Below are 26,007 nucleotides of genomic sequence, written 5' to 3' on the forward strand. Positions count from 1 at the left end.
GGTTCGGGCGGGCGGCTATTCGCGACCCTATGAAAAAAACCAACGGTCATCAACCGCGAGACTGCACCTTTGCTTCAGTGACCGAGGAGATGCCCAGCCCGGGCGCGTCCGGCAGCACGACCGTGGCGCCGTCGTACCGGATCCCGCCCCGCACCGGCGACCAGGCCAACCACCAGGCGGCGTCCAGGTCGGAGACGGCGGTGGTGCGGTACGCGGCGACCAGGCTGGCGGCCGCCCCGACGCCGACCGCGCTCTCCATCATGGAGCCGACGATCGTGCCCATGTCGTGGGCGCGGGCCAGGTCGAGCAGGGTGCGGGCGGTGTGCAGGCCGCCGCACTTGGCCAACTTGACGTTGACCATGTCGGCCGCCCGGCGGCGGATCACCTCGACCAGGTCACGGACGCCGAAGACCGACTCGTCGGCCAGGATCGGCACCTCCACCCGGTCGCTGACCCAGGCCAGGCCGTCCAGGTCCCACCGGGACACCGGCTGCTCGACCAGTTCGACGTCGAGGCCGGCGTCGGCGATGCCCCGGATCACCCGGACCGCCTCGCGTGGGGTCCAGCCCTGGTTGGCGTCCAGCCGGATCCGCACCCCGGGGCCGACCGCCGTCCGGACCGCGCGCACCCGGTCGAGGTCCGTCGCCGCGTCCGTGCCGACCTTCAGCTTGAGCACGTCGAAACCCTCGGCGCGGCGCTGCCTGGCCGCCGCCGCCAGCTCCGCCGCGTCGCCGGCGGCCAGCGTCACGTCCGTCGGGACGCGCAGCGTCGTGCCGCCGAGCAGCCGCGCCAGGGGCACGCCCAGCCGGCGCGCCGCCAGGTCGTGCAGCGCGACGTCGAGCGCCGCCTTGGCCGACTCGTTCCCGGCCACCGCCGTCCGCACCTCGGCGCAGCGGGCCACCAGGTCGTCGGCGTCGCGGCCGGCGACCGCGGGGGCCAGCATGTCGCGTACGCAGGACTCCGCCCCGGCGATCGACGCGCCGGTCACCTGCCAGACCTGCGGCGCCTCGCCGAAGCCGGACCGCCCGTCGGAGTCGATCACCTCGACCACCAGGGTGTCCACGGTGGTGGTACGGCGCAGCGCGGTGACGAACGGGGTGTGTAAGGGGGCGGAAAGCCGGTGGGTGCGTACCGCGGCGATCGTCATGTGCGGCACCCTATACGCAGACGGGCAACCGAGGGGGAGGGCCGGATGGGCAGGCGGGACTGGGAACTGGTGGGCGCGCCGAACGCCCGTGATCTGGGCGGGCTACCGGCCGCCGACGGGCGCCGGGTACGCGCCGGCCGGCTGATCCGCACCCCGGCGCTGGGCCGGCTCACCGACGCCGACCTGCCGGTGCTGGGCAAGCTCGCCCCGGCCTGCGTGGTGGATCTGCGGGACGCCTCCGAGATGTCGGTCGCCCCGGCGGACCGGCTGGTGGGGGAGCCGCGGGTGGTGCACCTGCCGGTGCACGACCCGGCGCACCCGGTCTTCACGTACGTCTCGGCGGTGCTGCTCGGTCACGACCTGGCGGCGTACGACGAGCTGGCCCGGGAGGGCACCCCGGCGGCGATGGCGGCGATCTACCGCTGGTTCGTCACCGGCGAGTCCGCCCGGGTGGGGTTCGGCACGGCGGTACGGCTGGCGGCCGGCGCGGACAACCTGCCGCTGCTGTTCCACTGCTCGGCCGGCAAGGACCGCACCGGCTGGCTGGCGGTGGTGCTGCTCAGCGCGCTGGGCGTGGACCCCGCGGCGATCCGGGCCGACTACCTGTGCCACAACGAGCTGACCGTCAGCCTGCGCGAGGTGCTGCTGGCGGCGATGGCCCGGCGGCAGCCGGCGCTGGACCCGGAGACGGTGCACCCGGTGCTGGAGGTGCGCCCGGAGTACCTGGACGCCGCCTACGAGGAGGTGCGCCGGGTGCACGGCTCGTTCGACGCGTACCTGCGTGACGGACTGGGCGTCACCGACGAGGTGCGCGACGCGCTGCGGGACAACCTGCTGGACTGACGCGCCGGCTCAGCCGGCCAGCTCGTGCCGGGCCGCCCAGACCGCCGCCGAGACGTGCGCGATCAGCCGGCAGGCGTCGTCCTCGACCTCCTCGCCGGTCGCGCCGCCGTCGGCCAGGTCCATGGTGGTGCAGACGACGATCACGTACGGCGGCGCGTCGTCCGGGAGGACCACGCCGGCGCCGTGCCGGACCCCCCGTACCCAGCCGTTCTTGTGCGCGATCCGGGTGCCCTCGGGCAGCCCGGAGGCCAGGTCCTCGCGGTGTTCCTGGGCCAGCAGCACGTCCACCATCGCCGTACAGGCGGCGCGGGAGGCCAGCGGCCCGGGGCGCGCGGCCCCGGTGACCAGCCCGCCGAGCACCGCCGCCAGGTCGGCGGCGGTGACCAGGTTGGTGATGCCGGCGTCCCGGGCGGCGAAGTCCTCGATGCCCCGGCCGGTGACGCTGTGCCGGGCGCCGGCCAGCGCCCAGGCCCGGGCCACCGCCGGCAGGCCCACCCGGCCGAGCACGATGTTGGTGGCCAGGTTGCTGGACCGGGTGATCATCCGGTCGGCGAGCCAGCGCAGCGGGGCGGTCCCGCCCACCCGGTCCCACACCGCGTCGTCGTTGTCGTAGTGCTGCGCGCAGGCGAACCGGGGCGTCCCTGGCTGCGCCGAGTCGAACTCGTTGACCACCGGGATCGGCGCGTCGAGGTCCAGCTCGCCCGCCTCGGCGGCCCGGTGCACCGCGAGCAGCACCGCGACCTTCATCGTGCTGGCCGCATAGTGGGTGGCGTCGGGCTGGCGGGTCCAGGTCGGTGCCGCGCCCAGCCGCCCCGCGTACGCCGAGACGGTGCCGGGCACCCGGTCCAGGTGGGCGTCGAGATCATCCCAGGTCATGCCGGTGACCGTAGCCGATCATCGGCCGGCACGGGGCGGCGCGACCCGGCGGGAGCGCCTGACGTGCCGACCTGACGGGTTGCCGCGTACGACGCCCACGCCGATTGGTGACCCGCACCACCGGGTCCGGCTCCGGCCCGGTCCCGGACCTCTTCGCCCCGCACGCCGTCGAACCGTGTCGCTCGCGAGGTCGACCGGGTCGTCGATCGCCGCCAGCGCCGTCACCCGCACGATCGACGGCGAGGGGGGGGTGAACGGGCGGAGCCCGGACCGCTGGGGGCGGTCCGGGCTCCGGTGGTGTGGCGCCGTGCGGCGGGTCAGCCGGCGTGCTTGCGGCGGGCGGCGGTCCGGCCGCGCACCGTCTGGTCCAGCACCACCTTGCGGATCCGTACCGCGGCCGGGGTGACCTCGACGCACTCGTCCTCGCGGCAGAACTCCAGCGCCTGCTCCAGGGAGAGCTTGCGCGGCGGGATCAGCTTCTCGGTCTCGTCCGAGGTCGACGCCCGCATGTTGGTGAGCTTCTTCTCCTTGGTGATGTTGACGTCCATGTCGTCGGAGCGGGAGTTCTCCCCGACGATCATGCCCTCGTACACCTCGGTGGTCGGCTCGACGAAGAGCTGGCCGCGCTCCTGCAGGTTGATCATCGCGAACGAGGTGACCGCGCCGGCCCGGTCGGCGACCAGGGAGCCGTTCTGCCGCGTCCGCAGCTCGCCGAACCACGGCTCGTACGACTCGAAGACGTGGTGCAGGATGCCGGTGCCCCGGGTGTCGGTGAGGAACTCGGTGCGGAAGCCGATCAGGCCGCGCGCCGGGACCAGCCACTCCATCCGGATCCAGCCGGTGCCGTGGTTGACCAGCTGCTCCATCCGGCCCTTGCGGGTCGCCAGCAGCTGGGTGATCGCGCCCAGGTACTCCTCCGGGGCGTCGATGGTGAGCCGCTCCACCGGCTCGCAGGTCTTGCCGTCGACCTCCCGGGTGACCACCTGCGGCTTGCCGACGGTCAGCTCGTACGACTCGCGGCGCATCTGCTCGACCAGGATGGCCAGCGCCAGCTCGCCACGGCCCTGCACCTCCCAGGCGTCCGGACGCTCGGTCGACAGCACCCGCAGCGAGACGTTGCCGATCAGCTCCTTGTCGAGCCGGTCCTTCACCATCCGGGCGGTGACCTTGGCGCCCTTGACCCGGCCGACCATGGGCGAGGTGTTGGTGCCGATGGTCATCGAGATGGCCGGCTCGTCAACGGTGATCAGCGGCAGCGGCTGCGGGTTCTCCGCGTCGGCCAGGGTCTCACCGATCATGATCTCCGGGATGCCGGCGACGGCGATGATGTCGCCCGGCCCGGCCGAGTCGGCCGGCTTGCGCTCCAGGCCCTCGGTCATCAGCAGCTCGGAGATGCGGACCCGCTGGGTGCTGCCGTCGGTGCGGCACCAGGCCACGGTCTGGCCCTTGCTGATGGTGCCCTGCCGGACCCGGCACAGCGCCAGCCGGCCGAGGAACGGGGAGGCGTCGAGGTTGGTGACGTGCGCCTGCAGCGGCGCGTCCTCCTCGTACGCGGGCGGCGGGATGGTGTCCAGCAGGGTGCGGAACAGCGGCTCCAGGGAGGTGCTGTCGTCCGGCACCGCGCCGTCGGCCGGCTGGGTCAGCGAGGCGATGCCGTCGCGGGCGCAGGCGTAGACGATCGGGAAGTCGATCTGCTCCTCGTCGGCGTCCAGGTCGAGGAAGAGCTCGTAGGCTTCGTCCACGACCTCCTTGATCCGGGCGTCCGGACGGTCCACCTTGTTGATCACCAGGATGATCGGCATGCGGGCCTTGAGCGCCTTGCGGAGCACGAAGCGGGTCTGCGGCAGCGGGCCCTCGCTGGCGTCGACCAGCAGCACCACGCCGTCGACCATGGTGAGGCCCCGTTCCACCTCGCCGCCGAAGTCGGCGTGGCCGGGGGTGTCGATGATGTTGATGGTGACCGGGTCGGAGCCGTCCGCCGGCAGGTACCGCACGCCGGTGTTCTTGGCGAGGATGGTGATGCCCTTTTCCCGTTCGAGGTCCATCGAGTCCATGACCCGCTCGGTTACCTCGCCGCGGGCGCCGTAGGCGCCGGCCTGCCGCAACATGGCGTCGACCAAGGTCGTCTTGCCGTGGTCGACGTGGGCGATGATGGCGACGTTGCGGAGGTCGGTGCGAAGCTGCATACCCTCCATACTCCTGTCCATGGTTGCCGGGGCACGTGTCGGGGTCACCCCCGGATGGCCCGGATCTCTGCCGGAACTGCTGTTCCGACCGTTCCAGCGGCTGGCATGCTGGCCCCCGTGTTCATGGGGACCGGATGCATGACCTGCTGACTTCGCTGCAGGGCCTGCCGTCCCTGCTGATCTATGTGATCGCCGCGATCATCGTCGCGGGGGAGACCGCGGTGATCTTCGGGCTGCTGGTGCCGGGCGAGGCGACCCTGTTGCTGGTCGGCTTCCTAGCGTACGCGGGCACGCTACGGATCGGCCCGGCGCTGCTGCTGATGATCGGCGCTGCGGTGATCGGTGACACACTCGCCTTCCGGTCCGGCCGCCGGTACGGCCCCCGGCTGCGCGCCGGCGGGCTGGGCGCCCGGGTCGGGCCGCAGCGGTGGGCCCGAGCCGACGCGCTGCTCGGTCGGCTCGGCGGGCGGGGGGTGTGCGCTGCCCGCTGGGTGGCCTTCGCCCGCACCCTGGTGCCCCGGCTGGCCGGCGCGGCCGGCATGCCGTACCGGCGGTTCGCGCCGTGGAACCTGGCCGGGGTGACGACCTGGGTGGGCGGCTCGGTGCTGCTGGGCAACCTGGCCGGCGAGTCGTACGAGACGGTCTCCCGGCTGCTGGGCCGGGCCACCGGGGTGGTGCTGGTGCTGCTGGCCGTGCTGGCTGCGATCGTGCTGGCCGGGCGGTGGCTCGGACGGCACCCCGACCCGGCGCGGGCGCTGCTGATCCGGGCCGTCGCGCTGCCGCCCGTGCGCTGGGTCACCAACCGGTACGGCATCCTCTTCTTCCTGATCGCCATGCGTGTCGGGCCGGGCTGGGCGCTGCTGGTCAACCTCGGCGCCGGCCTGCTGCTGCTGTCGGCGGTCGGTTTCGCCGTCGCCTGGCTGCTGGAGGCGGTGGTGCGCTTCAGCGGGCTGGCCGTGGTCGACGGCGTGATCGCGGACTGGTTCGCCCACCGCCGCACGCCGGGCGCGGTGCAGGCCGCCCTGGCGGCGGTCTCGATGCTGCGGGGGTCGATCCTGATCGTGCTCGTGGCGGCGGTGGCGGGGGTGCTCGCCTGGCGGCACCGGCCCTGGCGGGCGGACCTGCTCAGCGTCTTCGGCACGGTCGGAGCGTTCCTGCCGCTGGTGGTCCTGGCGGTGGTCGCCGACGCCGTCCCGTCGGCCCGGGCCGCTGTCATGTTCCCGACCCAGAACGCTGTGGTGGCCGCGAGCCTCTGCACGCTCGCCTGGCTGGTCTCCCGCGACGCCCGCTGGCCGATGGCGGTGGCCGCCTGGACGACGGCGGCGGCCGGCATCGCCGTGCTCGGCGGGGCCCGCCTCTACCTGGGCTGGAGCACGGCCAGCGGGACGGCCACCTCGATGCTGCTCGGGGTGGCCTGGACGGTGGTGTTCGTGGTCGCCTGGGCCACCCGGGACCGGGCGGTACGCGCCAACTGACCGGTCGGGGCCGGGGTGCCGCTCGACGAGCAGACGGACACCCCGCACCAGCTGCCGGGCCGAGTGAGGTTCAGCACACAGCCGCTCAGCTACGGGGGATCCCACCGGCCGCGGTGCTCGCCGCAGCGGTGGGGACCGGCTACGGGCCGGGCCGTCCTGGTGATGACCGGCTGGCTGGCGGTGACGCCGCTGATCCCGGGGGGCCCGATCCGGCGGCGGCGCGACCTGCCCGCGCGGCCGGAAGGGCCTGAAGCGCGCAGTGGCGGCGGCCGACCCCGACCGCCGCCACCGGCACGGAACTACAGCGGACGGACGTTGTCCGCCTGCGGACCCTTCTGCCCCTGGGTCACCTCGAACTCGACCTTCTGGCCCTCATTCAACTCCCGGTAACCGCTCGTCGCGATCGCCGAGTAGTGGACGAAGACGTCCGGGCCTCCGCCGTCCTGCTCGATGAAGCCGAAGCCCTTTTCCGAGTTGAACCACTTGACCGTGCCGGTTGCCATGCATCTCTCCCTGTCCAAGACGGGTGAGCACCCGCGCGTCGGCGGATGCTCGCCCTGTATCTCCCCGACAGTAACCGGCGAATCCCCCGTTCGCTGGCTGAAGTGCCGCAAGGCGGCGAACGGAAAGTCGCGAGTCGGACGCGAAAGCGGGGCAGTGCCCCGTCGGCTCCGGCATGCTCGACCGGTGGGCGGACCCAGCACGGCGGCGTTGACCGTCCTGGAGCGTGAGATCGACGCTCCGGGTGACGGGCTCGACCGGCTGCGGCTGGTGCCCACGCCGTTCGTGCCGGAGGTCTGGCTGCACCTCGCCGAGGACGCGATCGTCTGGTGGGCCCGGATGGAGGCGGCGGCCGGCCGTGCCCTGCCGCCGCCGTACTGGGCGTCGGCCTGGGCCGGCGGGCAGGCGCTCGCCCGGCACCTGCTCGACCACCCCGAACTGGCCGCCGGGCGCCGGGTGCTCGACCTGGCCGCCGGGTCCGGACTGGTGGCCATCGCCGCCGCGCTGGCCGGCGCCGCCGAGGTCGTCGCCAACGACATCGACCCGTACGCGGTGGCGGCGGTGACGGTCAACGCCCGGGCCAACCGGGTGGCGGTCGCGGCGCGCGAGGGCGACCTGCTCGACGGCGACGGCACCGGGGTGGACCTGCTGCTCGCCGGCGACGTGCTCTACGACGCGGCGCTGGCCGGGCGGGTGCTGCCGTTCCTGCGCCGGGCCGCCGCCGCCGGGGCGGTGGTGCTGGTCGGCGATCCCGACCGGGGGCACCTGCCGGCCGCGGCGCTGGACGTCGTCGCCAGCTACCCGGTGCCCACCACCGAGCCCTTCGTCGACTCGCCGGTACGCCGGGTGCAGGTGCTCCGGCCGCGCTGACCCGGCGGGCGGCTCAGGGGTGACCCCGAGTCGGGTTCAGGGCGGTGTGGGGGACCGGACCCGATGTGCGAAATCGCCCCGGGCCCTAGCGTCGTGGCCATGCTGGATTCGTTGGCCCAGGTCGGGGAGCTGCCCACCACCCTGCTGATGGGGGCGCTGGGGCTGGTCATGCTCGCCGACGCCGTACCGCTGCTGGGGGTGCTGGTCCCCGGCGACGTCGCGGTCCTCGCGGCGGTGGGGGTGGGCCGGCCGGCGACCGGCGCGGCCACCGTCGCCGCGGTGGTGGCCGGTTGCGTCGCCGGCTGGTCGCTGAGTTTCCTCGCCGGCCGGCTGTACGGCGAGCGGCTGCGGCACAGCCGGGTCGGCGGCTGGATCGGGGAGGCCCGCTGGGCCGCCGCCGAGGGGATCCTGCGCTCCGGTGGCGGGTGGATGGTGCTGGTCGCGCCCTTCCTGCCGGTGTTCAACGCGCTGCTGCCGCTGGCTGCGGGCGGGCTGCGGATGTCGTACCGGAGGTTCGTGGCCTGTGCGACGGCGGGCGCCGCGCTCTGGGCCGGCCTCTACCTGGCGCTGGGCACCGCGTCCCGGTCGCTGGCCGGGCTGCTGCCGGGGCAGGGCAGCCCGGTGCTCGTCACCATGGCGGTCGGCCTGGCGCTGGCCGGCGCGGTGCTGCTGGGCACCCGGCGCCGGCTGCGGGCCCTGACCGGCGCCGGCCAGCCGGGCTGACCGACGCCGGGAGATCCTCACCAGCCGCGGGCGCGCCACTGCGGCAGCGACGGGCGCTCCGCGCCGAGGGTGCTGTCCCTGCCGTGCCCCGGGTAGAACCAGGTCTCGTCCGGCAGCCGGTCGAAGAGCTTGTGTTCCACGTCGTCGATGAGCTGGCCGAAGCGTTCCGGGTCCTGGTCGGTGTTGCCGATCCCGCCCGGGAAGAGGCTGTCCCCGGTGAACAGGTGCGGGGTGCCGGCTGGGTCCCGGTAGAGCAACGCGATGGAGCCCGGGGTGTGCCCCCTGACGTGGATCACCTCCAGGGCGCAGTCACCGACCGGCACGGTGTCGCCATCGGCCAGCCGCTCCGCCTCGATCGGCAGGCCGTCGGCGTCGGCGGCGTGCACCAGGGCGCGGGCGCCGGTCTTCGCGACGACCTCCTCCAGCGCCACCCAGTGGTCCATGTGCTGGTGCGTGGTGACCACCGCGGCCAGCCCGGCGTCGCCGACCAGGTCGAGCAGGCGCGGCGCCTCGTTCGCCGCGTCGATCAGCACCTGCTCGCCGGTGCCCGTGCAGCGCAGCAGGTAGGCGTTGTTGTCCATCGGGCCCACCGACACCTTCGTGACGGTGAGCGGGCCCAGCTCCCGGACGGCGGGCGGGCCGCCGGCGGTGACGTCTCCGGTGTAGCTCATGACGTGTCTATATCCATTCCGGTGGGATCGGCAGGGGGCCGTCGGGGGTGACGGTCAGCACGTCGCCGCGGCTGCGCCCGATCAACCAGGCGGCCAGCCCGGCGACCGGGCCGGTGACCAGCGGCGCGCCCTCGGGCTCGCCGACGACCAGCTCGTGGCGGCTGCCGTCGAAGCGCAGCACCATCGCCGGGACGGCGGTGCGGGCGGCCAGCCCGGCGACCACCTCGTGCAGCAGGTGGTGGGCGAACGCCGACGGCCAGTCGGCCGGCCGGTAACCCACGGCGAGGTCCACGTGGTGCACCTCGATCTCGCGCAGCCGGCCCCAGACCAGCATGGCGGCCTTCCACGGGCCGCGCCGGGTCTCGACCGTGGCCGACCACGCCTCGACCGGCATGGCCGCCACCGCCTCGGCGAAGCGCTCGGCGGAGCGGCGCAGGTCGTCCAGGTGGGCCGCCGGCGGCCGGGAGGCGCCGGTCTCGATGTCGGCGGCGCGGGCCGCCGTGCTGGCGTACATCGGAATGGGCTCGCCCGTGCGGGCGGCGGTGAGCAGGTTGACGAAGCCGTCGGCATTGCGGGCCAGGTGCGCCAGGACGTGCCCCCGGGTCCAGCCCGGCAGCAGCGAGGGCGCCGCGACGTCCGCGGCGTCGAGAGCGTCGGCGGCGCGCAGGAGTCGGGCCGTGGCGTCGTCCACCTCGCCGGTCAGCAGAAGCGGATCCCTGGTCACGCACCGACCCTAGCGGTACGGGGCCGGCCCGTCGCCGGGGAAATCGCTTTCGGCGCGTCGGCGCGCCCCCTACCGTCGGTCCCGAACGCGGCACCGGACCTCGGACGGAGGTGGTGATCATGCCGGTAGCAGTACGCGTGCACCGCCACAACCAGCTCCGACTCTGATGAGGATGCCATGACGATCGATCTGACCGCCCTCGGCTTCGACGCCGACCGGGCGGCGTACGCACGACGGTGCCCCGACCGCCGTCCGGGCCGGGTGGCCCGGGTCGACCGCGGGGTCTGCACGGTGCTCTGCGCGGATGGACCCGTCCGCGCCAGCCTCGGCCCGGCGGTGCTCGCCGCCGCGGCCCGGGACCTGACCGCCCTGCCCTGCGCCGGCGACTGGGTGCTGCTCGCCACCTGGCCGGACGGGCCCGTCACCGTCGAGACGGTGCTGCCGCGCCGTACCGCGCTGGTGCGGCGGACCGCGGGCAAGGACGCCAGCGGGCAGGTGCTCGCCGCCAACCTCGACGCCGCGGCGGTCGTCGAGCCGGTGCACCCCGAACCGGACGCCGCCCGTATCGAGCGGCTGCTCTCGCTGGCCCACGAGTCCGGGGCGCGGCCCGTGGTCGTGCTCACCAAGGTCGACCTGGCCGCCGACCCGGCGGCCGTCGCCCGGCAGCTCGCCGCCGTGGCGCCGGGGGTGCCGGTGCTGCCGGTCAGCGCCGAGCGGGGCACCGGGCTGGAGCCGCTGCGCCCCCTGGTCGCCCCCGGGCGCACGCTCGGCCTGCTGGGGCCGTCCGGGGCCGGCAAGTCGAGCCTGGTCAACGCGTTGGCCGGGGCCGCGGTCATGCCGACCCAGGCGATCCGCCGGGTGGACGGCAAGGGCCGGCACACCACCACCTGGCGGGCGCTGGTGCCGGTCCCCGGCGGCGGCGCGGTGCTGGACACCCCGGGCGTACGGGCGGTGGGCCTGCTGGACGGCTCCGCCGGGCTGGACCGGGCCTTCGCCGACATCGCCGAGCTCGCCACCGGCTGCCGGTACGGCGACTGCGCCCACGAGGCCGAGCCGGGCTGCGCCGTGCGGGCGGCGTTGGAGACCGGGGAGCTGCCCGCGCGGCGCTGGGAGAGCTGGCGCCGGTTGCAGCGGGAGGTGGCGTACGAGAGCCGCCGCCGGGAGACCCGGCTGGCCGCCGAGCAGCGGGGTGGGTGGCGGGGCGGCCGGCGCCGCCCGACGCGTCCAGCGCCGCCCCCGTCGCCCGGCGGATTCTGAACCCGCCGGGCGGGCCGCCTCGGCGCGGGCGACCTCGGCGTGACCGGTGTGAGCTGGGGGAATGTGCGGGCGCGGAAAGTTGTCGTACCTCGGGGCTAGAGTTGCCGCGGCGTCATTTCTGCGCCCGCAATCCGCTCAGACCACGCTCCGAGCGGACGGATCCGCCTCAATTTCTTCACCCGGGAGTACACGCACAGTGGCCGACCGACTGATCATCCGTGGCGCGCGCGAGCACAATCTGCGTGACGTCAGTCTCGACCTGCCCCGGGACGCCCTGATCGTCTTCACCGGGCTTTCCGGCTCCGGCAAGTCGAGCCTGGCCTTCGACACCATCTTCGCCGAGGGCCAGCGCCGGTACGTCGAGTCGCTGTCGTCGTACGCCCGGCAGTTCCTCGGCCAGATGGACAAGCCCGACGTCGACTTCATCGAGGGCCTGAGCCCCGCGGTCTCCATCGACCAGAAGTCCACCTCGCGCAACCCGCGCTCCACCGTCGGCACCATCACCGAGGTCTACGACTACCTCCGGCTGCTCTTCGCCCGCATCGGCGAGCCGCACTGCCCGGTCTGCGGCGAGCGGATCTCCCGGCAGACCCCGCAGCAGATCGTCGACCGGGTCCTCACCATGGCCGAGGGCACCCGGTTCATGGTGCTCGCCCCGGTGGTGCGCGGCCGCAAGGGCGAGTACGTCGACCTCTTCGCCGAACTCCAGGCCAAGGGCTACGCCCGCGCCCGGGTCGACGGCGTGGTGCACCCGCTGACCGAGCCTCCCAAGCTCAAGAAGCAGGAGAAGCACACCATCGAGGTGGTGATCGACCGGCTCAGCGTCAAGGCCGGCGCCAAGCAGCGGCTGACCGACTCGGTCGAGGCCGCCCTGGGCCTCTCCGGCGGCCTGGTGCTGCTCGACTTCGTCGACCTGGCCGAGGACGACCCCGACCGCGAACGCCGCTACTCCGAGCACCTGGCCTGCCCCAACGACCACCCCCTGGCGATCGAGGACCTGGAGCCCCGGGTCTTCTCCTTCAACGCGCCGTACGGCGCCTGCCCGGAGTGCACCGGCCTGGGCACCAAGAAGGAGGTCGACCCCGAGCTGGTCGTCCCCGACCCGGAGCGCAGCCTGCGCGAGGGCGCGATCCAGCCCTGGGCCACCGGGCACAACCTGGAATACTTCCTCCGCCTGCTGGAGGCGCTCGGCGAAAGCCAGCACTTCGACATCGACACGCCGTGGCGGGCGCTGCCGTCGCGGGCGCAGAAGACGATCCTGCACGGCTCCGACGACCAGGTGCACGTGCGCTACCGCAACAAGTACGGCCGCGAGCGCTCCTACTACACCGGCTTCGAGGGCGTGGTGCAGTGGATCGAGCGCCGGCACACCGACACCGAGTCGGAGTGGTCGCGGGACAAGTACGAGGGCTACATGCGGGACGTGCCCTGCGCGGCCTGCGGCGGCACCCGGCTCAAGCCCGAGGTGCTCGCGGTCACCCTGGCCGGCAGGAGCATCGCGGAGGTCTGCAACCTGTCGGTGGGGGAGGCGGCCGAGCTGCTCGCCGGCATCGAGCTCACCGACCGGCAGAAGATGATCGCCGAGCGGGTGCTCAAGGAGATCAACGCTCGGCTCAAGTTCCTGCTCGACGTCGGTCTGGACTACCTCTCCCTGGACCGCCCGGCCGGCACCCTCTCCGGCGGCGAGGCGCAGCGCATCCGGCTCGCCACCCAGATCGGCTCCGGTCTGGTCGGCGTGCTCTACGTGCTCGACGAGCCGTCCATCGGCCTGCACCAGCGGGACAACCACCGGCTGATCGAGACCCTGCTGCGGCTGCGCGGCCTGGGCAACACGCTGATCGTGGTGGAGCACGACGAGGACACCATCCGGGTCGCCGACTGGATCGTCGACATCGGCCCGGGTGCCGGCGAGCACGGCGGCGAGATCGTGCACAGCGGCTCGGTGCCGGCGCTGCTGGAGAACCCGGAGTCGGTGACCGGGGCGTACCTGTCGGGGCGCAGGTCGATCCCGACGCCCCGGCAGCGCCGCCCGCAGACCCCAGAGCGGGAACTGGTGGTGCACGGGGCGCGGGAGCACAACCTGCGCAACCTCACCGTCGCCTTCCCGCTCGGCCAGCTCATCGCGGTCACCGGGGTCAGCGGCTCCGGCAAGTCCACGCTGGTCAACGACATCCTCTACGCGGTGCTGGCCAACCAGATCAACGGCGCCCGGCTGGTGCCTGGCCGGCACACCCGGGTGAGCGGCCTGGAGCACGTGGACAAGGTCGTCGGCGTCGACCAGTCGCCGATCGGCCGGACGCCCCGGTCGAACCCGGCCACCTACACCGGGGTCTGGGACCACGTCCGCAAGCTCTTCGCCGAGACCACCGAGGCCAAGGTCCGGGGGTACGGCCCCGGCCGGTTCTCGTTCAACGTCAAGGGCGGCCGCTGCGAGGCGTGCTCCGGTGACGGCACCATCAAGATCGAGATGAATTTCCTGCCGGACGTCTACGTCCCCTGCGAGGTGTGCAAGGGCGCCCGGTACAACCGGGAGACCCTGGAGGTGCACTACAAGGGCAAGACCGTCTCCGACGTGTTGGAGATGCCGATCGAGGAGGCGGCCGAGTTCTTCTCCGCCATCCCGGCCATCCACCGGCACCTCAGGACGCTGGTCGACGTCGGTCTGGGCTACGTCCGGCTCGGCCAGCCCGCGCCGACGCTCTCCGGTGGCGAGGCGCAGCGGGTCAAGCTCGCCTCCGAGCTGCAGAAGCGCTCCACCGGGCGGACGGTCTACGTGCTCGACGAGCCGACCACCGGCCTGCACTTCGAGGACATCCGCAAGCTGCTGATGGTGCTGGAAGGCCTGGTCGACAAGGGCAACACGGTGATCACCATCGAGCACAACCTCGACGTGATCAAGACCGCCGACTGGCTGATCGACATGGGCCCGGAGGGTGGCCACCGCGGCGGCACGGTGCTCGCCACCGGCACCCCCGAGGAGGTCGCCGAGGTGGCCGAGAGCCACACCGGCCAGTTCCTGCGCCAGGTGCTCAAGCTCGACGGCGAGGCCAAGGGCGCCAAGGCGGCCACCACCCGGGCGGCCAAGGCCAACGGCAGCGCCACCAGGTCGCGTACCCGTAAGGCGCCGGCCGGGGCGCGCTGAGCGACGGACAGACGGGCGGGCCGGGAAACCGGCCCGCCCGTCTGGTGTCCTCGGCGGATCGTGGGCGAGCGGGTGAACCGTCGGGCACAGTGTTGCGTGTGCGCCGGTGAGCCGCCCGGTCGACGACCGGCGGCGGCAATCGAGAGAGAGGCCGGAGATGAGTGACGACCAGGTGTTGACCGGGCCCGGTACGCAGACGCGACGGGCCCTGCTCGCGGGCGCCGGCGCGGTGGGGGCGTCGGTCCTCCTGACCGCCTGCGGGGGCGACGACTCCGGGGGCGGGGCGACCGCGCCGACCAGCGGCGGACCGTCGGGCGCCACCGCTGGCGACGCGGGGGGCGGCGACCGGCACGGCGCGTCCTCGCTGGCGACGACCAGCGACATCCCGGTCGGCGGAGGGCGGGTCCTCGCCGCCGAGGGCGTGGTGATCACCCAGCCGGAGGCGGGCCAGTTCAAGGGCTTCGACCCGATCTGCACCCACCAGGGCTGCCCGGTGTCGAACGTCGACGGCGGCACGATCAACTGCACCTGCCACAACAGCAGGTTCTCCATCACCGACGGCTCGGTCAAGCAGGGCCCGGCGACCAGGCCGCTGGCCCCGAAGCAGCTCAAGGTCCAGGGCGACCAGATCAGCCTGGCCTGAGTCGTCTCCTGCCCGGCGGTGTCGGGGGTGCGGATTAGGCTTGACGGGTGGCTGACCCCTCGACCTACCGTCCCGCGCCCGGCACCATCCCGGAGTCACCGGGGGTCTACCGCTTCCGCGACGGCACCGGCCGGGTGATCTACGTCGGCAAGGCGAAGAACCTGCGCAGCCGGCTCAACTCCTACTTCGCCGACCTCTGGGGCCTGCACCAGCGCACCCAGCAGATGGTCACCACCGCCGAGTCGGTGGACTGGGTCACCGTCGGCACCGAGGTCGAGGCGCTCCAGCTCGAATACACCTGGATCAAGCAGTACGACCCCCGGTTCAACGTCCGCTACCGCGACGACAAGTCCTACCCCTACCTGGCGGTCACCCTCGACGAGGAGTACCCGCGTCTGCAGGTGATGCGCGGCGCCAAGCGCAAGGGGGTGCGCTACTTCGGGCCGTACTCGCACGCCTGGGCGATCCGCGAGACGCTGGACCTGCTGCTGCGCGTCTTCCCGGCGCGGACCTGCTCCTCCGGCGTGTTCAAGCGGGCCGGCCAGGTGGGCCGGCCCTGCCTGCTGGGCTACATCGGCAAGTGCTCCGCGCCCTGCGTCGGCAGCGTCTCCGCCGACGAGCACCGCGACATCGTCGACGGCTTCTGCGACTTCATGGCCGGCCGCACCGACACCATGGTCCGCAAGCTGGAACGCGAGATGACCGAGGCCAGTGGGCAGCTGGAGTTCGAGCGGGCCGCCCGGCTGCGCGACGACGTCGCCGCGCTGCGCCGGGCAATGGAGAAGCAGACCGTGGTGCTCGGCGACGGCACCGACGCCGACGTGGTCGCCTTCGCCGACGACCCCCTCGAAGCCGCCGTGCAGGTCTTCCACGTCCGCGACGGCCGGGTGCGCGGCCAGCGCGGCTGGGTGGTGGAGAAGACCGAGGAGCTGAGCACTGGCGACCTGGTGCACCACTTCTGCACCCAGGTCTACGGCGGCGAGCAGGGCGAGGCGGACGTGCCCCGCGAGCTGCTGGTCCCCGAGCTGCCGGCCGACGCCGACGCGCTCGCCGACTGGCTCGCCACCAAGCGGGGCAGCCGGGTGAGCCTGCGGGTGCCGCAACGTGGCGACAAGAAGTCCCTGCTGGAGACCGTGGAGCGCAACGCGAAGGACGCGCTCGCCCGGCACAAGCTCAAGCGGGCCGGCGACCTGACCACCCGGAGCAAGGCGCTCGACGAGATCAGCGACGCCCTCACCATGCGCACCTCGCCGCTGCGCATCGAGTGCTTCGACGTCTCCCAGATCCAGGGCACCGACGTGGTGGCCAGCATGGTCGTCTTCGAGGACGGGCTGCCCCGCAAGAGCGAATACCGCCGGTTCATCGTCCGGGGCGCCACCGACGACCTCTCCGCCATGTCGGAGGTGCTGCGCCGCCGCTTCGCCCGCTACCTCGACGCCCGCGCCGAGACGGGCGAGCTGGGCGAGGAGACCGCGTCGGACCCCGACCGGCCCGGCATCGACCCGACCACCGGGCGGCCGCGGAAGTTCGCGTACCCGCCGCAGCTGGTGGTGGTCGACGGCGGCGCGCCGCAGGTGGCGGCGGCCGCCCAGGCCCTCGCGGAGCTGGGCATCGACGACGTGGCGCTCTGCGGCCTGGCCAAGCGGCTGGAGGAGGTCTGGCTGCCCGACGACGAGTTCCCGATCATCCTCCCGCGCACATCCGAGGGGCTCTACCTGCTGCAACGGGTCCGCGACGAGGCGCACCGCTTCGCCATCACCTTCCACCGCCAGCGCCGCTCGAAGCGGATGACCGAGTCCGCGCTGGACAACGTCCCCGGCCTCGGCGAGGTACGCCGCAAGGCGCTGCTGAGGCACTTCGGCTCGCTCAAGCGGCTCTCCGCCGCGACCGTGGAGGAGATCACCGAGGTGCCCGGAGTGGGGAAGCGGACCGCGGAGGCCATTCTCGCCGCCCTGGACGACGGCACCAAGGCGGGTCCGGGTCACTGACCCTCCGGCAGTCGGCCGTTCCCCTCGCCGCCCACGATCCGGAGCGCACCTCGGGGTCGACCCAACTCGGTATTGGCCACCCCGGGCGGGGTGCTCCGGGCGGCGTGCTCATGCCGGGATGCTCATGCCGGGGTGCCCGCCCCGTTTGCGGCGTGTTGCGGTGTCCCGGCGGCGGGGATGCCGCGACATCCCGCAAAGGGAGTTGATCACCCCCGGCCTGGCCCGCGGGTACCCGTGCAGGGGCGTCGACTGAGCGTTGGGCTCCGTGGCATGACGCCGGACGCCCGGACGGAGGTCGTCACCCACCCACCGGCTCGACGCCTTGATGTCCGTTTCCGGACGGGTGTCTACCGACCCGATGTCCGGTTGGACCTCCGGGGTCCCGTGGCCATGGTCAGGCCGGCGGTGGAATGGCAGACGGGCCGGCTACCGCGACGGCGGCAAGACCGTCACCATCGCCGACTCGGCCGACCCGAACATGGCCTCCTACCGCATCAGCGTGGACAACCTCGCCGACTGGATCGCCACCCGCGGCTACTCCGCCACCTCCTGACACACCACAACGACAGGGCCGGCCCCCACCCGGGGGCCGGCCCTTGTCGTCTCCGCTGCTGTCAGCCCTCGACAAGTACGGCGAGGATGGCCTCGCCGTACTTGGCCAGCTTGTTCTCCCCGACGCCGCTGACCCCGGAGAGCCCGGCCAGCGAGGTGGGCGCGTCGGTGGCGATCTGGCGCAGGGTCGCGTCGTGGAAGATCACGTACGCGGGCACGCCCTGCTCCTTCGCCGTGGCCGCCCGCCAGGCGCGCAGCCGCTCGAACAGCGACGCGGCGGCCGGGGTCAGCTCGGCGGTCACCGTGGCGGCGCCGCGCGGCTTGGCCGAGCGGGCGGCGGCCGGCCGCTCCGGCTCGCGGCGCATGGTCACCGTGCGGCGGCGGCCCAGCACCTCCGCGCTGGCATCGGTCAGCGCCAGGGTGCCGTAGTCGCCCTCGACCGCGAGCAGGCCCTCGGCGAGCAGTTGCCGGACCACCCCGCGCCACTCGGCCTCCCGCAGCTCGGCGCCGATGCCGAAGGTGCTCAGCGATTCGTGGCCGTACTGGGCGATCTTGTCGGTCTGCCGGCCGAGCAGAATGTCGACGCAGTGCCCGGCGCCGAAGCGCTGGTTGCGTTCCCGGTCCAGCCGGAAGACGGTGGAGAGCAGCTTCTGTGCCGGCACCGTGCCGTCCCAGGTCTCCGGCGGGGTGAGGCAGGTGTCGCAGTTGCCGCAGCCGGTCTCGCCGGTGTCGCCGAAGTATTCCAGCAGCTGCACCCGGCGGCAGCGGACCGTCTCGCAGAGGGCCAGCATCGCGTCGAGGTGGGTGGCGAGGTTGCGCCGGTGTGCGAGGTCGCCTTCCGACGTCTCGATCATCTTGCGTTGCTGCACCACGTCCTGCAGTCCGTACGCCAGCCAGGCGGTCGACGGCAGCCCGTCCCGCCCGGCGCGCCCGGTCTCCTGGTAGTAGCCCTCCACCGACTTCGGCAGGTCGAGGTGGGCGACGAACCGGACGTCCGGCTTGTCGATGCCCATCCCGAAGGCGATGGTCGCCACCATCACCAGGCCGTCCTCGCGCAGGAAGCGCTGCTGGTTGGTCGCCCGGGTGGTCGCGTCCAGTCCCGCGTGGTAAGGCAGCGCGGCGACCCCGTTGGCGACCAGGAACTCGGCGGTCTTCTCCACCGAAGCTCGGGACAGGCAGTAGACGATGCCGGCGTCGCCGGGGTGCTCGTCGCGCAGCAGGGCGAGCAGCTGCCGGCGCGGCTCCTTCTTGGGCACGATGCGGTACTGGATGTTGGGCCGGTCGAAGCTGGCCACGAAGTGCCGCGCGTCGGTCAGCTTGAGCCGGGTGGCGATCTCGGCACGGGTGGCGCTGGTCGCGGTGGCGGTGAGCGCGATCCGGGGCACCTGCGGCCACCGCTCGTGCAGCATCGACAGGGCGAGGTAGTCGGGGCGGAAGTCGTGCCCCCACTGCGAGACGCAGTGCGCCTCGTCGATGGCGAACAGGGCGATCCGGCCCCGGTCGAGCAGGCCGAGGGTGGCCCGGGAGCCCAGCGCCTCCGGGGCGAGGTAGAGCAGGTCCAACTCGCCGGCGAGGAAGGCCTTCTCGACCTGGCGGCGAGCTTCCAGGTCCTGCGTCGAGTTGAGGAACCCGGCCCGGACGCCGACCGCGGTCAGCGCGTCGACCTGGTCCTGCATCAGCGCGATCAGCGGGGAGACGACCACCGCCACGCCGTCGCGGACCAGGCCGGGGATCTGGTAACACAGCGACTTGCCGCCGCCGGTGGGCATCAGCACCAGCGCGTCGCCGCCGGCCACCACGTGGTCGATGACCTCCCGTTGGAAGCCGCGGAAGGCGTCGTAGCCGAAGACCCGGCGGAGCACCCGCAGCGCGTCCTCGGTGCGCAGGTCGGTGGGGGAGGTCATCCGCGCAGTCTACGAGCCGGCGCCGACAACCGGTCGTCGCCGACCCGGGGCGGGAATACCGGGTCGGCTGGGGCCGGTTTTTCCGAAGGCCGGGTCTGCCGACACCGGCGCCGGTCGGACGGGCGGGAACCGATCGATGCCGCCCGGCGGGATAGAGTCGCTGATCGACCATGCGGGTCCGGGACGAACCGGACGCGGCACGGCTGGGGGGTAGTAGGTGAGCGAGGTGCGGACGGCCGACGGGTACGCCCCGGACGGCGGCGCGGCGACGGCGGAGGCGGAGACCACGCTGGTGGTGGTCACCGGGCTGTCCGGGGGCGGTCGCAGCACGGTCGCCCGGGCCCTGGAGAACGTCGGCTACTACGTGGTGGACAACCTGCCCCAGGCGCTGATGCTGGACATGGCCGAGCTGGCGGTCAAGGCCGGCGGCGCGGCCCGGCGTACCGCGATGGTGCTGGACGTGCGCTCGCGGGCCTTCTCCACCGACCTCGCCGGGGCGATCCGCGAGCTGCGCGAGCGTGGCTTCTCGCCCCGGGTGGTCTTTGTCGACGCCGACGACGAGGTGCTGATCCGCCGGTTCGAGAGCGTCCGGCGCTCGCACCCGCTGCAGGGCGAGGGGCGGCTGGCCGACGGCATCGCCGTGGAGCGCGGCCTGCTGGAGGAGGCCCGCGACCAGGCCGACGTGATCATCGACACCAGCCACCTGAACGTCAACCAGCTGCGGCGGCGCATCGAGGAGCTCTTCGGTGGCGAGGACGCCCGCCGGCTGCGGGTCACCGTGCTCTCCTTCGGCTTCAAGTACGGACTGCCGCCGGACGCCGACTTCGTGCTCGACGCCCGGTTCCTGCCCAACCCGTACTGGGTGCCGGAGCTGCGCGAGCACACCGGGCGGGAGGAGGCGGTCAGCGCGTACGTGCTGGGCCAGGAGGGCGCGGACGCCTTCGTCGCCGCGTACGCCGACCTGGTCAACGCCACCACCGCCGGTTTCGAGCGGGAGGGCAAGCGCTACCTGACCGTGGCGGTCGGCTGCACCGGCGGGAAGCACCGCAGCGTGGCCATCGCCGAGGAACTGGCCGGCCGGCTGCGCCAGTCGGATCTGGCCGCCTACGCGCAGCACCGGGACCTGGGGCGGGAATGACGGCGACGAAGGTGGTCGCCTTCGGCGGGGGGCACGGGCTCTCCGCCTCGCTGCGCGCGCTGCGGCACTGCGCCGGCGACCTCGACCTGGACATCACGGCGGTGGTCACCGTCGGCGACGACGGCGGCTCCAGCGGCCGGTTGCGCGCCGAGCGTGGCGGCCTGCCCCCGGGCGACCTGCGGCAGGCCCTCGTCGCGCTGGCCGGCGACCACCCGGCCACCCGGCGCAGCGCCGGACTCTTCCAGCACCGGTTCGCCGGCGACTCCGGCGACGGGCTGGCCGGGCACGCGGTGGGGAACCTGGTGCTCTGCGGCCTGATGGAGCAGCTCGGCGACCCGGTGGCCGCGCTGAAGCACGCCGGGGCGATGCTCGGCGCGGTGGGCCGGGTGCTGCCGATGTCCCGCCAGCCGGTGGGCATCGAGGCGCGGGTGCGCGGCGCCGACCCGCAGCACCCCGAGGAGGTTCGCACCCTGCGCGGCCAGCACCAGGTCGCGGTGACCACCGGCCGGGTGGAGTCCCTGCGGCTCACCCCCACCGCCCCGGCCGCCTGCGCCGAGGCGGTGGCCGCAGTGGGCGAGGCCGACTGGCTGATCTTCGGGCCGGGCAGCTGGTACACCAGCGTGCTGCCGCACCTGCTGGTGCCGGGGCTGGCCGCCGCGATCGTGACCAGCCGGGCCCGACGGCTGGTCACCCTCAACCTGGCGGCCGAGAAGGAGACCCTCGGCCTCTCCGTCGCCGACCACCTGACCGCCCTGCACTCGTACCTGCCGCAGCTCACCGTGGACTTCGTGCTGGCCGATTCCAAGGCGGTGGGTGACCCCGAACCGGCTGGACGTGCGGCAGAATCGCTGGGTGCCCGGCTGGTCCTCGCCCCCGTTGCCGTCCCCGACGGCTCTCCCCGTCATGATCCGGCCGCCCTGGGCGCCGCGTTGGTGCCTGTCCTGGGCGCCGATCGTTAAGCACGTACGTAATCATCGGCGACACGCCGGTACCGGTCCGTGGAGGGGCGCAGAATGGCGATGACGGCTGCGGTCAAGGACGAGCTGAGTCGGGTCGACGTGCCCAAGCCCTGCTGCCGGCGGGCGGAGATGGCCGCGCTGCTGCGCTTCGCCGGCGGGCTGCACATCGTCTCCGGTCGCGTGGTGGTGGAGGCCGAGCTGGACACCGGGGCGGTGGCCCGGCGGCTGCGCCGGGAGATCGCCGAGGTGTACGGCTACCCCAGCGAGATCCATGTGCTGGCCTCCGGCGGGTTGCGCAAGGGCAGCCACTTCATCGTCCGGGTGGTCAAGGACGGCGAGGCCCTGGCTCGGCAGACCGGCCTGCTCGACGTGCGCGGCCGCCCGGTGCGCGGCCTGCCGCCGCACGTGGTGGCGGCGAACGTGTGCTGCGCGGTCTCCGCCTGGCGAGGCGCCTTCATGGCGCACGGCTCGCTGACCGAGCCGGGCCGCTCCAGCGCGCTGGAGATCACCTGCCCGGGGCCGGAGTCCGCATTGGCCCTGGTCGGCGCGGCCCGCCGGCTCGGCATCACCGCCAAGAACCGCGAGGTGCGCGGGGTGGACCGGGTGGTGGTCAAGGACGGCGACGCGATCGCCGCGCTGCTCACCCGGATCGGCGCGCACTCCAGTGTGCTGGCCTGGGAGGAGCGCCGGGTCCGCCGCGAGGTCCGGGCCACCGCCAACCGGCTGGCCAACTTCGACGACGCCAACCTGCGCCGCTCGGCCCGCGCCGCGGTGGCCGCCGCCGCCCGGGTGACCCGGGCGCTGGAGATCCTGGCCGACGACGCCCCCAACCACCTGACCTCGGCCGGGCAACTGCGCCTGGAGCACCGGCAGGCCTCGCTGGAGGAGCTGGGCACGCTGGCCGACCCGCCGCTGACCAAGGACGCCATCGCCGGCCGGATCCGCCGGCTGCTGGCGCTGGCCGACAAGCGGGCCCACGACCTGGGCATCCCGGATACGGAAGCGGCCGTCACGCCCGACATGCTCGTGGTCTGATAGGACGGTGGGGCGGGACGATGCGAGCGGGATCACGACCCGCCGCAGCGTGACGCCGCACGCTCGGATAGGGTCGCTGCGTACGGCAAGGGGGCCGGCACAGGCACTCCTCGTCGTGCTCACCGCCTCCGGCGGTCAGGTCTTCCCAGACCGCGGCGGGGTGGCCGAGATGAACCGTCAACGGCCGGCTCCAACGGTCGGCGCACACACCTCCGCCGGCCCGGGTCTGACGCCGGCGGACCAGAACGCGAGGAGATGGGACCTGTGACCATCCGGGTTGGCATCAACGGCTTCGGCCGGATCGGCCGTAACTTCTTCCGGGCAGTGCTGGCGTCCGGCGCTGACGTCGAGGTGGTGGCGGTCAACGACCTGACCGACAACGCGACGCTCGCCCACCTGCTCAAGTACGACAGCATCCTGGGTCGCCTCCCGCACGAGGTGAAGGCCACCGCCGACGAGATCACCGTGGGCGGCAAGACCATCAAGGTGTACGAGGAGAAGGACCCGGCGAAGCTGCCGTGGAGCGAGGTGGGCGTGGACGTCGTCATCGAGTCCACCGGCTTCTTCACCGACGCCACCAAGGCGAAGGCGCACATCGACGGCGGGGCCAAGAAGGTCATCATCTCCGCCCCGGCGAAGAACGAGGACGTCACGGTCGTGATGGGCGTCAACCACGACCGGTACGACCCGGCCAAGCACAACATCATCTCCAACGCCTCCTGCACCACCAACTGCCTGGCCCCGATGGCGAAGGTCCTGCAGGACACGTTCGGCATCCAGCAGGGTCTGATGACGACCATCCACGCGTACACCCAGGACCAGAACCTGCAGGACGCGCCGCACAAGGACATGCGCCGGGCCCGGGCCGCCGCGCTGAACATCGTCCCCACCTCGACCGGCGCCGCCAAGGCGATCGGTCTGGTGCTGCCGGAGCTGAAGGGCAAGCTGGACGGCTACGCGCTGCGGGTGCCGATCCCGACCGGCTCGACCACCGACCTGACCGTCAACGTCGGCCGCGAGACCAGCGTGGACGAGGTCAACGCCGCGATGAAGGCCGCCGCCGACGGCCCGCTCAAGGGCATCCTGATCTACAACGAGGACCCGATCGTCTCCTCGGACATCGTCACCGACCCGGCGTCCTGCATCTTCGACGCGCCGCTGACCAAGGTCGTCGGCAACCAGGTCAAGGTCGTCGGCTGGTACGACAACGAGTGGGGCTACTCCAACCGCCTCGTCGACCTGGTCAAGCTGGTGGGTTCCTCGCTGTGAGCATCCGCAACCTCGACGACCTGCTCGCCGAGGGGGTGTCGGGTCGGCGCGTGCTGGTGCGCGCCGACCTGAACGTTCCGCTCGACAAGCAGACCGGGGACATCACGGACGACGGCCGCATCCGCGCGGTCCTGCCGACCCTGAGCGCGCTGGTCTCCGCCGGCGCCAAGGTGGTCGTCTGCTCGCACCTGGGCCGCCCGAAGGGCACGCCCGATCCGCAGTTCAGCCTCCGCCCGGTCGCCGGTCGCCTCGGCGAACTGCTCGGCGCGCCGGTGCACTTCGCGTCCGACACCGTGGGCGACTCGGCCCGCTCCACTGTGGAGGCGCTGGCCGACGGCCAGGTCGCCCTGCTGGAGAACCTGCGCTTCAACGCCGGTGAGACCAGCAAGGACGACGCCGAGCGGGGCGCGTTCGCCGACCAGCTCGCCGCCTTCGGTGAGGCGTACGTCGACGACGCGTTCGGCGCCGTGCACCGCAAGCACGCCAGCGTGTACGACGTGCCGGCCCGGCTGCCGCACGTCGCCGGTCGGCTGGTGCTGCGCGAGGTGGAGGTGCTGTCCAGGTTGACCGGCGAGCCGGAGCGCCCGTACGTGGTGGTGCTCGGCGGGTCCAAGGTCTCCGACAAGCTGGCGGTCATCGAGGCGCTGCTGCCGAAGGTCGACCGGCTGCTCATCGGCGGCGGCATGTGCTTCACCTTCCTCAAGGCGCAGGGCCACGAGGTGGGCAGCTCGCTGCTGGAGGAGGAGATGGTCGAGACCTGCGGCAACCTGCTGGCACGCTCCGAGGGCAAGATCATGCTTCCGGTCGACGTGGTGGCCGCGGACGCGTTCGCGCCGGACGCCGCGCACGACACCGTGCCCGTCGACGGCATCCCGAGCCACCGGGTCGGGCTGGACATCGGCCCGGAGACGGTCGCCGGGTTCGCCGCCGCCATCAAGGACGCCCAGCGCGGCGGGCCGGGCGGCGCGCGGACGATCTTCTGGAACGGCCCGATGGGGGTGTTCGAGATGCCGGCGTTCGCCAACGGCACCCGCGGGGTCGCCGAGGCGATCGCGAAGGCCGACGCGTTCACCGTGGTCGGTGGCGGTGACTCCGCGGCGGCGGTCCGTGCCCTCGGCCTGGACGAATCCGCTTTCGATCACATCTCCACCGGTGGCGGCGCCTCCCTGGAATACCTGGAGGGCCAGACCCTCCCCGGCATCGCGGCCCTGGAGAAGTGATGGCGAGTGTCACCCGCCGGCCGCTGATGGCCGGCAACTGGAAGATGAACCTGAACCACCTCGAGGCCAACCTGCTGGTGCAGAAGCTGGCCGCGAGCCTGACCGAGAAGCAGCTCACCGACGTCGAGACGGTGATCCTGCCGCCCTTCACCGACCTGCGTACCGTGCAGACCGCGGTGGACGGCGACAAGCTGCTGATCGGCTACGGCGCGCAGGACCTGTCGCCGTACCAGTCGGGCGCCTACACCGGGGACGTCGCCGGGCCGATGCTGGCCAAGCTGGGCTGCACGTACGTGGTGGTCGGGCACTCCGAGCGGCGCGCCTACCACTACGAGGACGACGCGATCGTCAACGCCAAGGTGGCGGCGGCGCTGGCCAACGGGCTCACCCCGATCCTCTGCATCGGCGAGGGCCTGGAGATCCGGGAGCAGCTGCGGCACGTGCCGCACTGCTGCGACCAGCTCGACGGCGCCCTGCAGGGGCTCACCGCCGAGCAGGTGACCAAGGTCGTCGTGGCGTACGAGCCGGTCTGGGCGATCGGCACCGGCAAGACGGCGACGCCGGAGGACGCCCAGGAGGTCTGCGGCGAGGTCCGTAAGCGGCTGGTCGAGACCTTCGGCCAGGGCACGGCGGACCAGGTCCGGATCCTCTACGGCGGGTCGGTCAAGTCCTCGAACGTGGCCGCGATCATGGCTCAGCCGGACGTGGACGGGGCCCTGGTCGGCGGCGCCAGCCTGGACGCCGAGGAGTTCGCGAAGATCTGCCGGTTCCCGGAGCACACCGCCCGCTGATCGCTCGCTATCCTTGACTCCGCCCGTCCACCGGTCGGTGCCGCCGTGCCCGATCTGTCCGGGCAAGGATCGTAACGAGAGGACTGACCCCAG

The 26,007-nt window shown here is 73.1% G+C and carries 21 protein-coding genes and 1 pseudogene; 15 read left to right on the top strand and 7 right to left on the bottom strand.

The annotated features are described in order from the left end of the window. Positions 1–49: 49 nt before the first annotated feature. Complete coding sequence (locus ABZ807_RS11640) at positions 50–1,147, bottom strand: dipeptide epimerase (protein WP_357155470.1); 1,098 nt, start codon at positions 1,145–1,147, stop codon at positions 50–52. A gap of 45 nt (positions 1,148–1,192) precedes the next feature. On the opposite strand from ABZ807_RS11640, the gene ABZ807_RS11645 reads away from it, so the two are divergent. Continuing rightward, positions 1,193–1,990, top strand: coding sequence for a tyrosine-protein phosphatase (locus ABZ807_RS11645; protein WP_357155472.1), 798 nt, complete (start codon positions 1,193–1,195; stop codon positions 1,988–1,990). 9 nt (positions 1,991–1,999) lie between these two features. Here the strand turns inward: ABZ807_RS11645 and ABZ807_RS11650 are convergent, their stop codons facing one another. Then, a complete protein-coding gene (locus ABZ807_RS11650) occupies positions 2,000–2,866 on the bottom strand; it encodes a serine hydrolase (RefSeq protein ID WP_357155474.1) in 867 nt (288 codons plus the stop codon). Positions 2,867–3,183: 317 nt separating this feature from the next. After that, complete coding sequence (gene typA / locus ABZ807_RS11655; RefSeq protein WP_357155475.1) at positions 3,184–5,052, bottom strand: translational GTPase TypA; 1,869 nt, start codon at positions 5,050–5,052, stop codon at positions 3,184–3,186. A 134-nt stretch (positions 5,053–5,186) separates the two neighbouring features. Between typA and ABZ807_RS11660 the strand changes: the two genes are divergently transcribed. After that, positions 5,187–6,527: a DedA family protein gene (locus ABZ807_RS11660; protein WP_357155477.1), complete on the top strand. Its 1,341-nt coding sequence runs from the start codon at positions 5,187–5,189 to the stop codon at positions 6,525–6,527. Positions 6,528–6,826: 299 nt separating this feature from the next. Here ABZ807_RS11660 and ABZ807_RS11665 read toward each other — a convergent pair whose 3' ends face one another. Continuing rightward, on the bottom strand, positions 6,827–7,030 hold the full coding sequence (locus ABZ807_RS11665; RefSeq protein WP_088983014.1) for a cold-shock protein: 204 nt from the start codon (positions 7,028–7,030) through the stop codon (positions 6,827–6,829). 184 nt (positions 7,031–7,214) lie between these two features. On the opposite strand from ABZ807_RS11665, the gene ABZ807_RS11670 reads away from it, so the two are divergent. Together ABZ807_RS11670 and ABZ807_RS11675 are read left to right on the top strand one after the other, a co-directional pair. Beyond that, the gene (locus ABZ807_RS11670; protein ID WP_357155478.1) at positions 7,215–7,898 is read left to right on the top strand and encodes a 50S ribosomal protein L11 methyltransferase; all 684 of its coding nucleotides are present in this window, start codon (positions 7,215–7,217) and stop codon (positions 7,896–7,898) included. 99 nt (positions 7,899–7,997) lie between these two features. After that, on the top strand, positions 7,998–8,621 hold the full coding sequence (locus ABZ807_RS11675; RefSeq protein WP_357155480.1) for a VTT domain-containing protein: 624 nt from the start codon (positions 7,998–8,000) through the stop codon (positions 8,619–8,621). Between the two features lie 17 nt (positions 8,622–8,638). Here ABZ807_RS11675 and ABZ807_RS11680 read toward each other — a convergent pair whose 3' ends face one another. Beyond that, complete coding sequence (locus ABZ807_RS11680) at positions 8,639–9,292, bottom strand: MBL fold metallo-hydrolase (RefSeq protein ID WP_357155482.1); 654 nt, start codon at positions 9,290–9,292, stop codon at positions 8,639–8,641. Between the two features lie 7 nt (positions 9,293–9,299). Next, positions 9,300–10,016, bottom strand: a complete 717-nt coding sequence (locus ABZ807_RS11685) for a maleylpyruvate isomerase family mycothiol-dependent enzyme (RefSeq protein WP_357155484.1) — start codon at positions 10,014–10,016, stop codon at positions 9,300–9,302. 177 nt (positions 10,017–10,193) lie between these two features. Between ABZ807_RS11685 and rsgA the strand changes: the two genes are divergently transcribed. The 5 genes and pseudogenes from rsgA to ABZ807_RS11710 form a co-directional block, all read left to right on the top strand. Beyond that, positions 10,194–11,273 carry a ribosome small subunit-dependent GTPase A gene (gene rsgA / locus ABZ807_RS11690; RefSeq protein WP_357155486.1) on the top strand — a complete coding sequence of 360 codons (1,080 nt, stop codon included), beginning with the start codon at positions 10,194–10,196 and terminating at the stop codon, positions 11,271–11,273. Positions 11,274–11,469: 196 nt separating this feature from the next. Continuing rightward, the gene (gene uvrA / locus ABZ807_RS11695) at positions 11,470–14,415 is read left to right on the top strand and encodes an excinuclease ABC subunit UvrA (protein ID WP_357155488.1); all 2,946 of its coding nucleotides are present in this window, start codon (positions 11,470–11,472) and stop codon (positions 14,413–14,415) included. Between the two features lie 157 nt (positions 14,416–14,572). Then, on the top strand, positions 14,573–15,058 hold the full coding sequence (locus ABZ807_RS11700) for a Rieske (2Fe-2S) protein (protein ID WP_357155490.1): 486 nt from the start codon (positions 14,573–14,575) through the stop codon (positions 15,056–15,058). 47 nt (positions 15,059–15,105) lie between these two features. Next, positions 15,106–17,046 (top strand): excinuclease ABC subunit UvrC, encoded by a 1,941-nt coding sequence (uvrC, locus tag ABZ807_RS11705; RefSeq protein WP_357155492.1) that lies wholly within the window; start codon positions 15,106–15,108, stop codon positions 17,044–17,046. A 424-nt stretch (positions 17,047–17,470) separates the two neighbouring features. Beyond that, positions 17,471–17,599: pseudogene (locus ABZ807_RS11710) on the top strand (phytochelatin synthase); the annotation flags it as partial. A gap of 61 nt (positions 17,600–17,660) precedes the next feature. Here ABZ807_RS11710 and recQ read toward each other — a convergent pair. Next, positions 17,661–19,502 (bottom strand): DNA helicase RecQ, encoded by a 1,842-nt coding sequence (gene recQ, locus ABZ807_RS11715; protein WP_357155494.1) that lies wholly within the window; start codon positions 19,500–19,502, stop codon positions 17,661–17,663. A 226-nt stretch (positions 19,503–19,728) separates the two neighbouring features. On the opposite strand from recQ, the gene rapZ reads away from it, so the two are divergent. From rapZ to tpiA, 6 genes are all read left to right on the top strand, one after another. Then, the gene (rapZ, locus tag ABZ807_RS11720) at positions 19,729–20,640 is read left to right on the top strand and encodes an RNase adapter RapZ (RefSeq protein ID WP_357155599.1); all 912 of its coding nucleotides are present in this window, start codon (positions 19,729–19,731) and stop codon (positions 20,638–20,640) included. Continuing rightward, positions 20,637–21,599 carry a uridine diphosphate-N-acetylglucosamine-binding protein YvcK gene (yvcK, locus tag ABZ807_RS11725; RefSeq protein ID WP_357155496.1) on the top strand — a complete coding sequence of 321 codons (963 nt, stop codon included), beginning with the start codon at positions 20,637–20,639 and terminating at the stop codon, positions 21,597–21,599. The genes rapZ and yvcK overlap by 4 nt, the downstream gene beginning before the upstream one ends. A 54-nt stretch (positions 21,600–21,653) precedes the next feature. Then, positions 21,654–22,634 (top strand): DNA-binding protein WhiA, encoded by a 981-nt coding sequence (gene whiA, locus ABZ807_RS11730; RefSeq protein WP_357155498.1) that lies wholly within the window; start codon positions 21,654–21,656, stop codon positions 22,632–22,634. 264 nt (positions 22,635–22,898) lie between these two features. Next, entirely contained in the window at positions 22,899–23,903 is a 1,005-nt protein-coding gene (gene gap, locus ABZ807_RS11735; RefSeq protein ID WP_357155500.1) for a type I glyceraldehyde-3-phosphate dehydrogenase, read from the top strand. Further along, a complete protein-coding gene (locus ABZ807_RS11740; RefSeq protein ID WP_357155502.1) occupies positions 23,900–25,123 on the top strand; it encodes a phosphoglycerate kinase in 1,224 nt (407 codons plus the stop codon). Before gap ends, ABZ807_RS11740 begins: the two co-directional genes overlap by 4 nt. Beyond that, entirely contained in the window at positions 25,123–25,914 is a 792-nt protein-coding gene (tpiA, locus tag ABZ807_RS11745) for a triose-phosphate isomerase (RefSeq protein WP_357155504.1), read from the top strand. The genes ABZ807_RS11740 and tpiA overlap by 1 nt, the downstream gene beginning before the upstream one ends. Positions 25,915–26,007 lie beyond the last annotated feature (93 nt).

The sequence above is a fragment of the Micromonospora sp. NPDC047548 genome (genome assembly GCF_040642975.1).
Taxonomy (GTDB): domain Bacteria; phylum Actinomycetota; class Actinomycetes; order Mycobacteriales; family Micromonosporaceae; genus Micromonospora.

Excerpts from the sequence above, each read along its gene's own strand:
- recQ (WP_357155494.1), bottom strand. The coding sequence starts at position 19,502 with ATGACCTCCCCCACCGACCTGCGCACCGAGGACGCGCTGCGGGTGCTC.
- ABZ807_RS11640 (WP_357155470.1), bottom strand. The coding sequence starts at position 1,147 with ATGACGATCGCCGCGGTACGCACCCACCGGCTTTCCGCCCCCTTACAC.
- tpiA (WP_357155504.1), top strand. The coding sequence starts at position 25,123 with ATGGCGAGTGTCACCCGCCGGCCGCTGATGGCCGGCAACTGGAAGATG.
- ABZ807_RS11675 (WP_357155480.1), top strand. The coding sequence starts at position 7,998 with ATGCTGGATTCGTTGGCCCAGGTCGGGGAGCTGCCCACCACCCTGCTG.
- ABZ807_RS11700 (WP_357155490.1), top strand. The coding sequence starts at position 14,573 with ATGAGTGACGACCAGGTGTTGACCGGGCCCGGTACGCAGACGCGACGG.
- typA (WP_357155475.1), bottom strand. The coding sequence starts at position 5,052 with ATGCAGCTTCGCACCGACCTCCGCAACGTCGCCATCATCGCCCACGTC.
- yvcK (WP_357155496.1), top strand. The coding sequence starts at position 20,637 with ATGACGGCGACGAAGGTGGTCGCCTTCGGCGGGGGGCACGGGCTCTCC.
- ABZ807_RS11665 (WP_088983014.1), bottom strand. The coding sequence starts at position 7,030 with ATGGCAACCGGCACGGTCAAGTGGTTCAACTCGGAAAAGGGCTTCGGC.
- rsgA (WP_357155486.1), top strand. The coding sequence starts at position 10,194 with ATGACGATCGATCTGACCGCCCTCGGCTTCGACGCCGACCGGGCGGCG.
- whiA (WP_357155498.1), top strand. The coding sequence starts at position 21,654 with ATGGCGATGACGGCTGCGGTCAAGGACGAGCTGAGTCGGGTCGACGTG.
- ABZ807_RS11645 (WP_357155472.1), top strand. The coding sequence starts at position 1,193 with ATGGGCAGGCGGGACTGGGAACTGGTGGGCGCGCCGAACGCCCGTGAT.
- ABZ807_RS11680 (WP_357155482.1), bottom strand. The coding sequence starts at position 9,292 with ATGAGCTACACCGGAGACGTCACCGCCGGCGGCCCGCCCGCCGTCCGG.
- ABZ807_RS11660 (WP_357155477.1), top strand. The coding sequence starts at position 5,187 with ATGCATGACCTGCTGACTTCGCTGCAGGGCCTGCCGTCCCTGCTGATC.
- ABZ807_RS11650 (WP_357155474.1), bottom strand. The coding sequence starts at position 2,866 with ATGACCTGGGATGATCTCGACGCCCACCTGGACCGGGTGCCCGGCACC.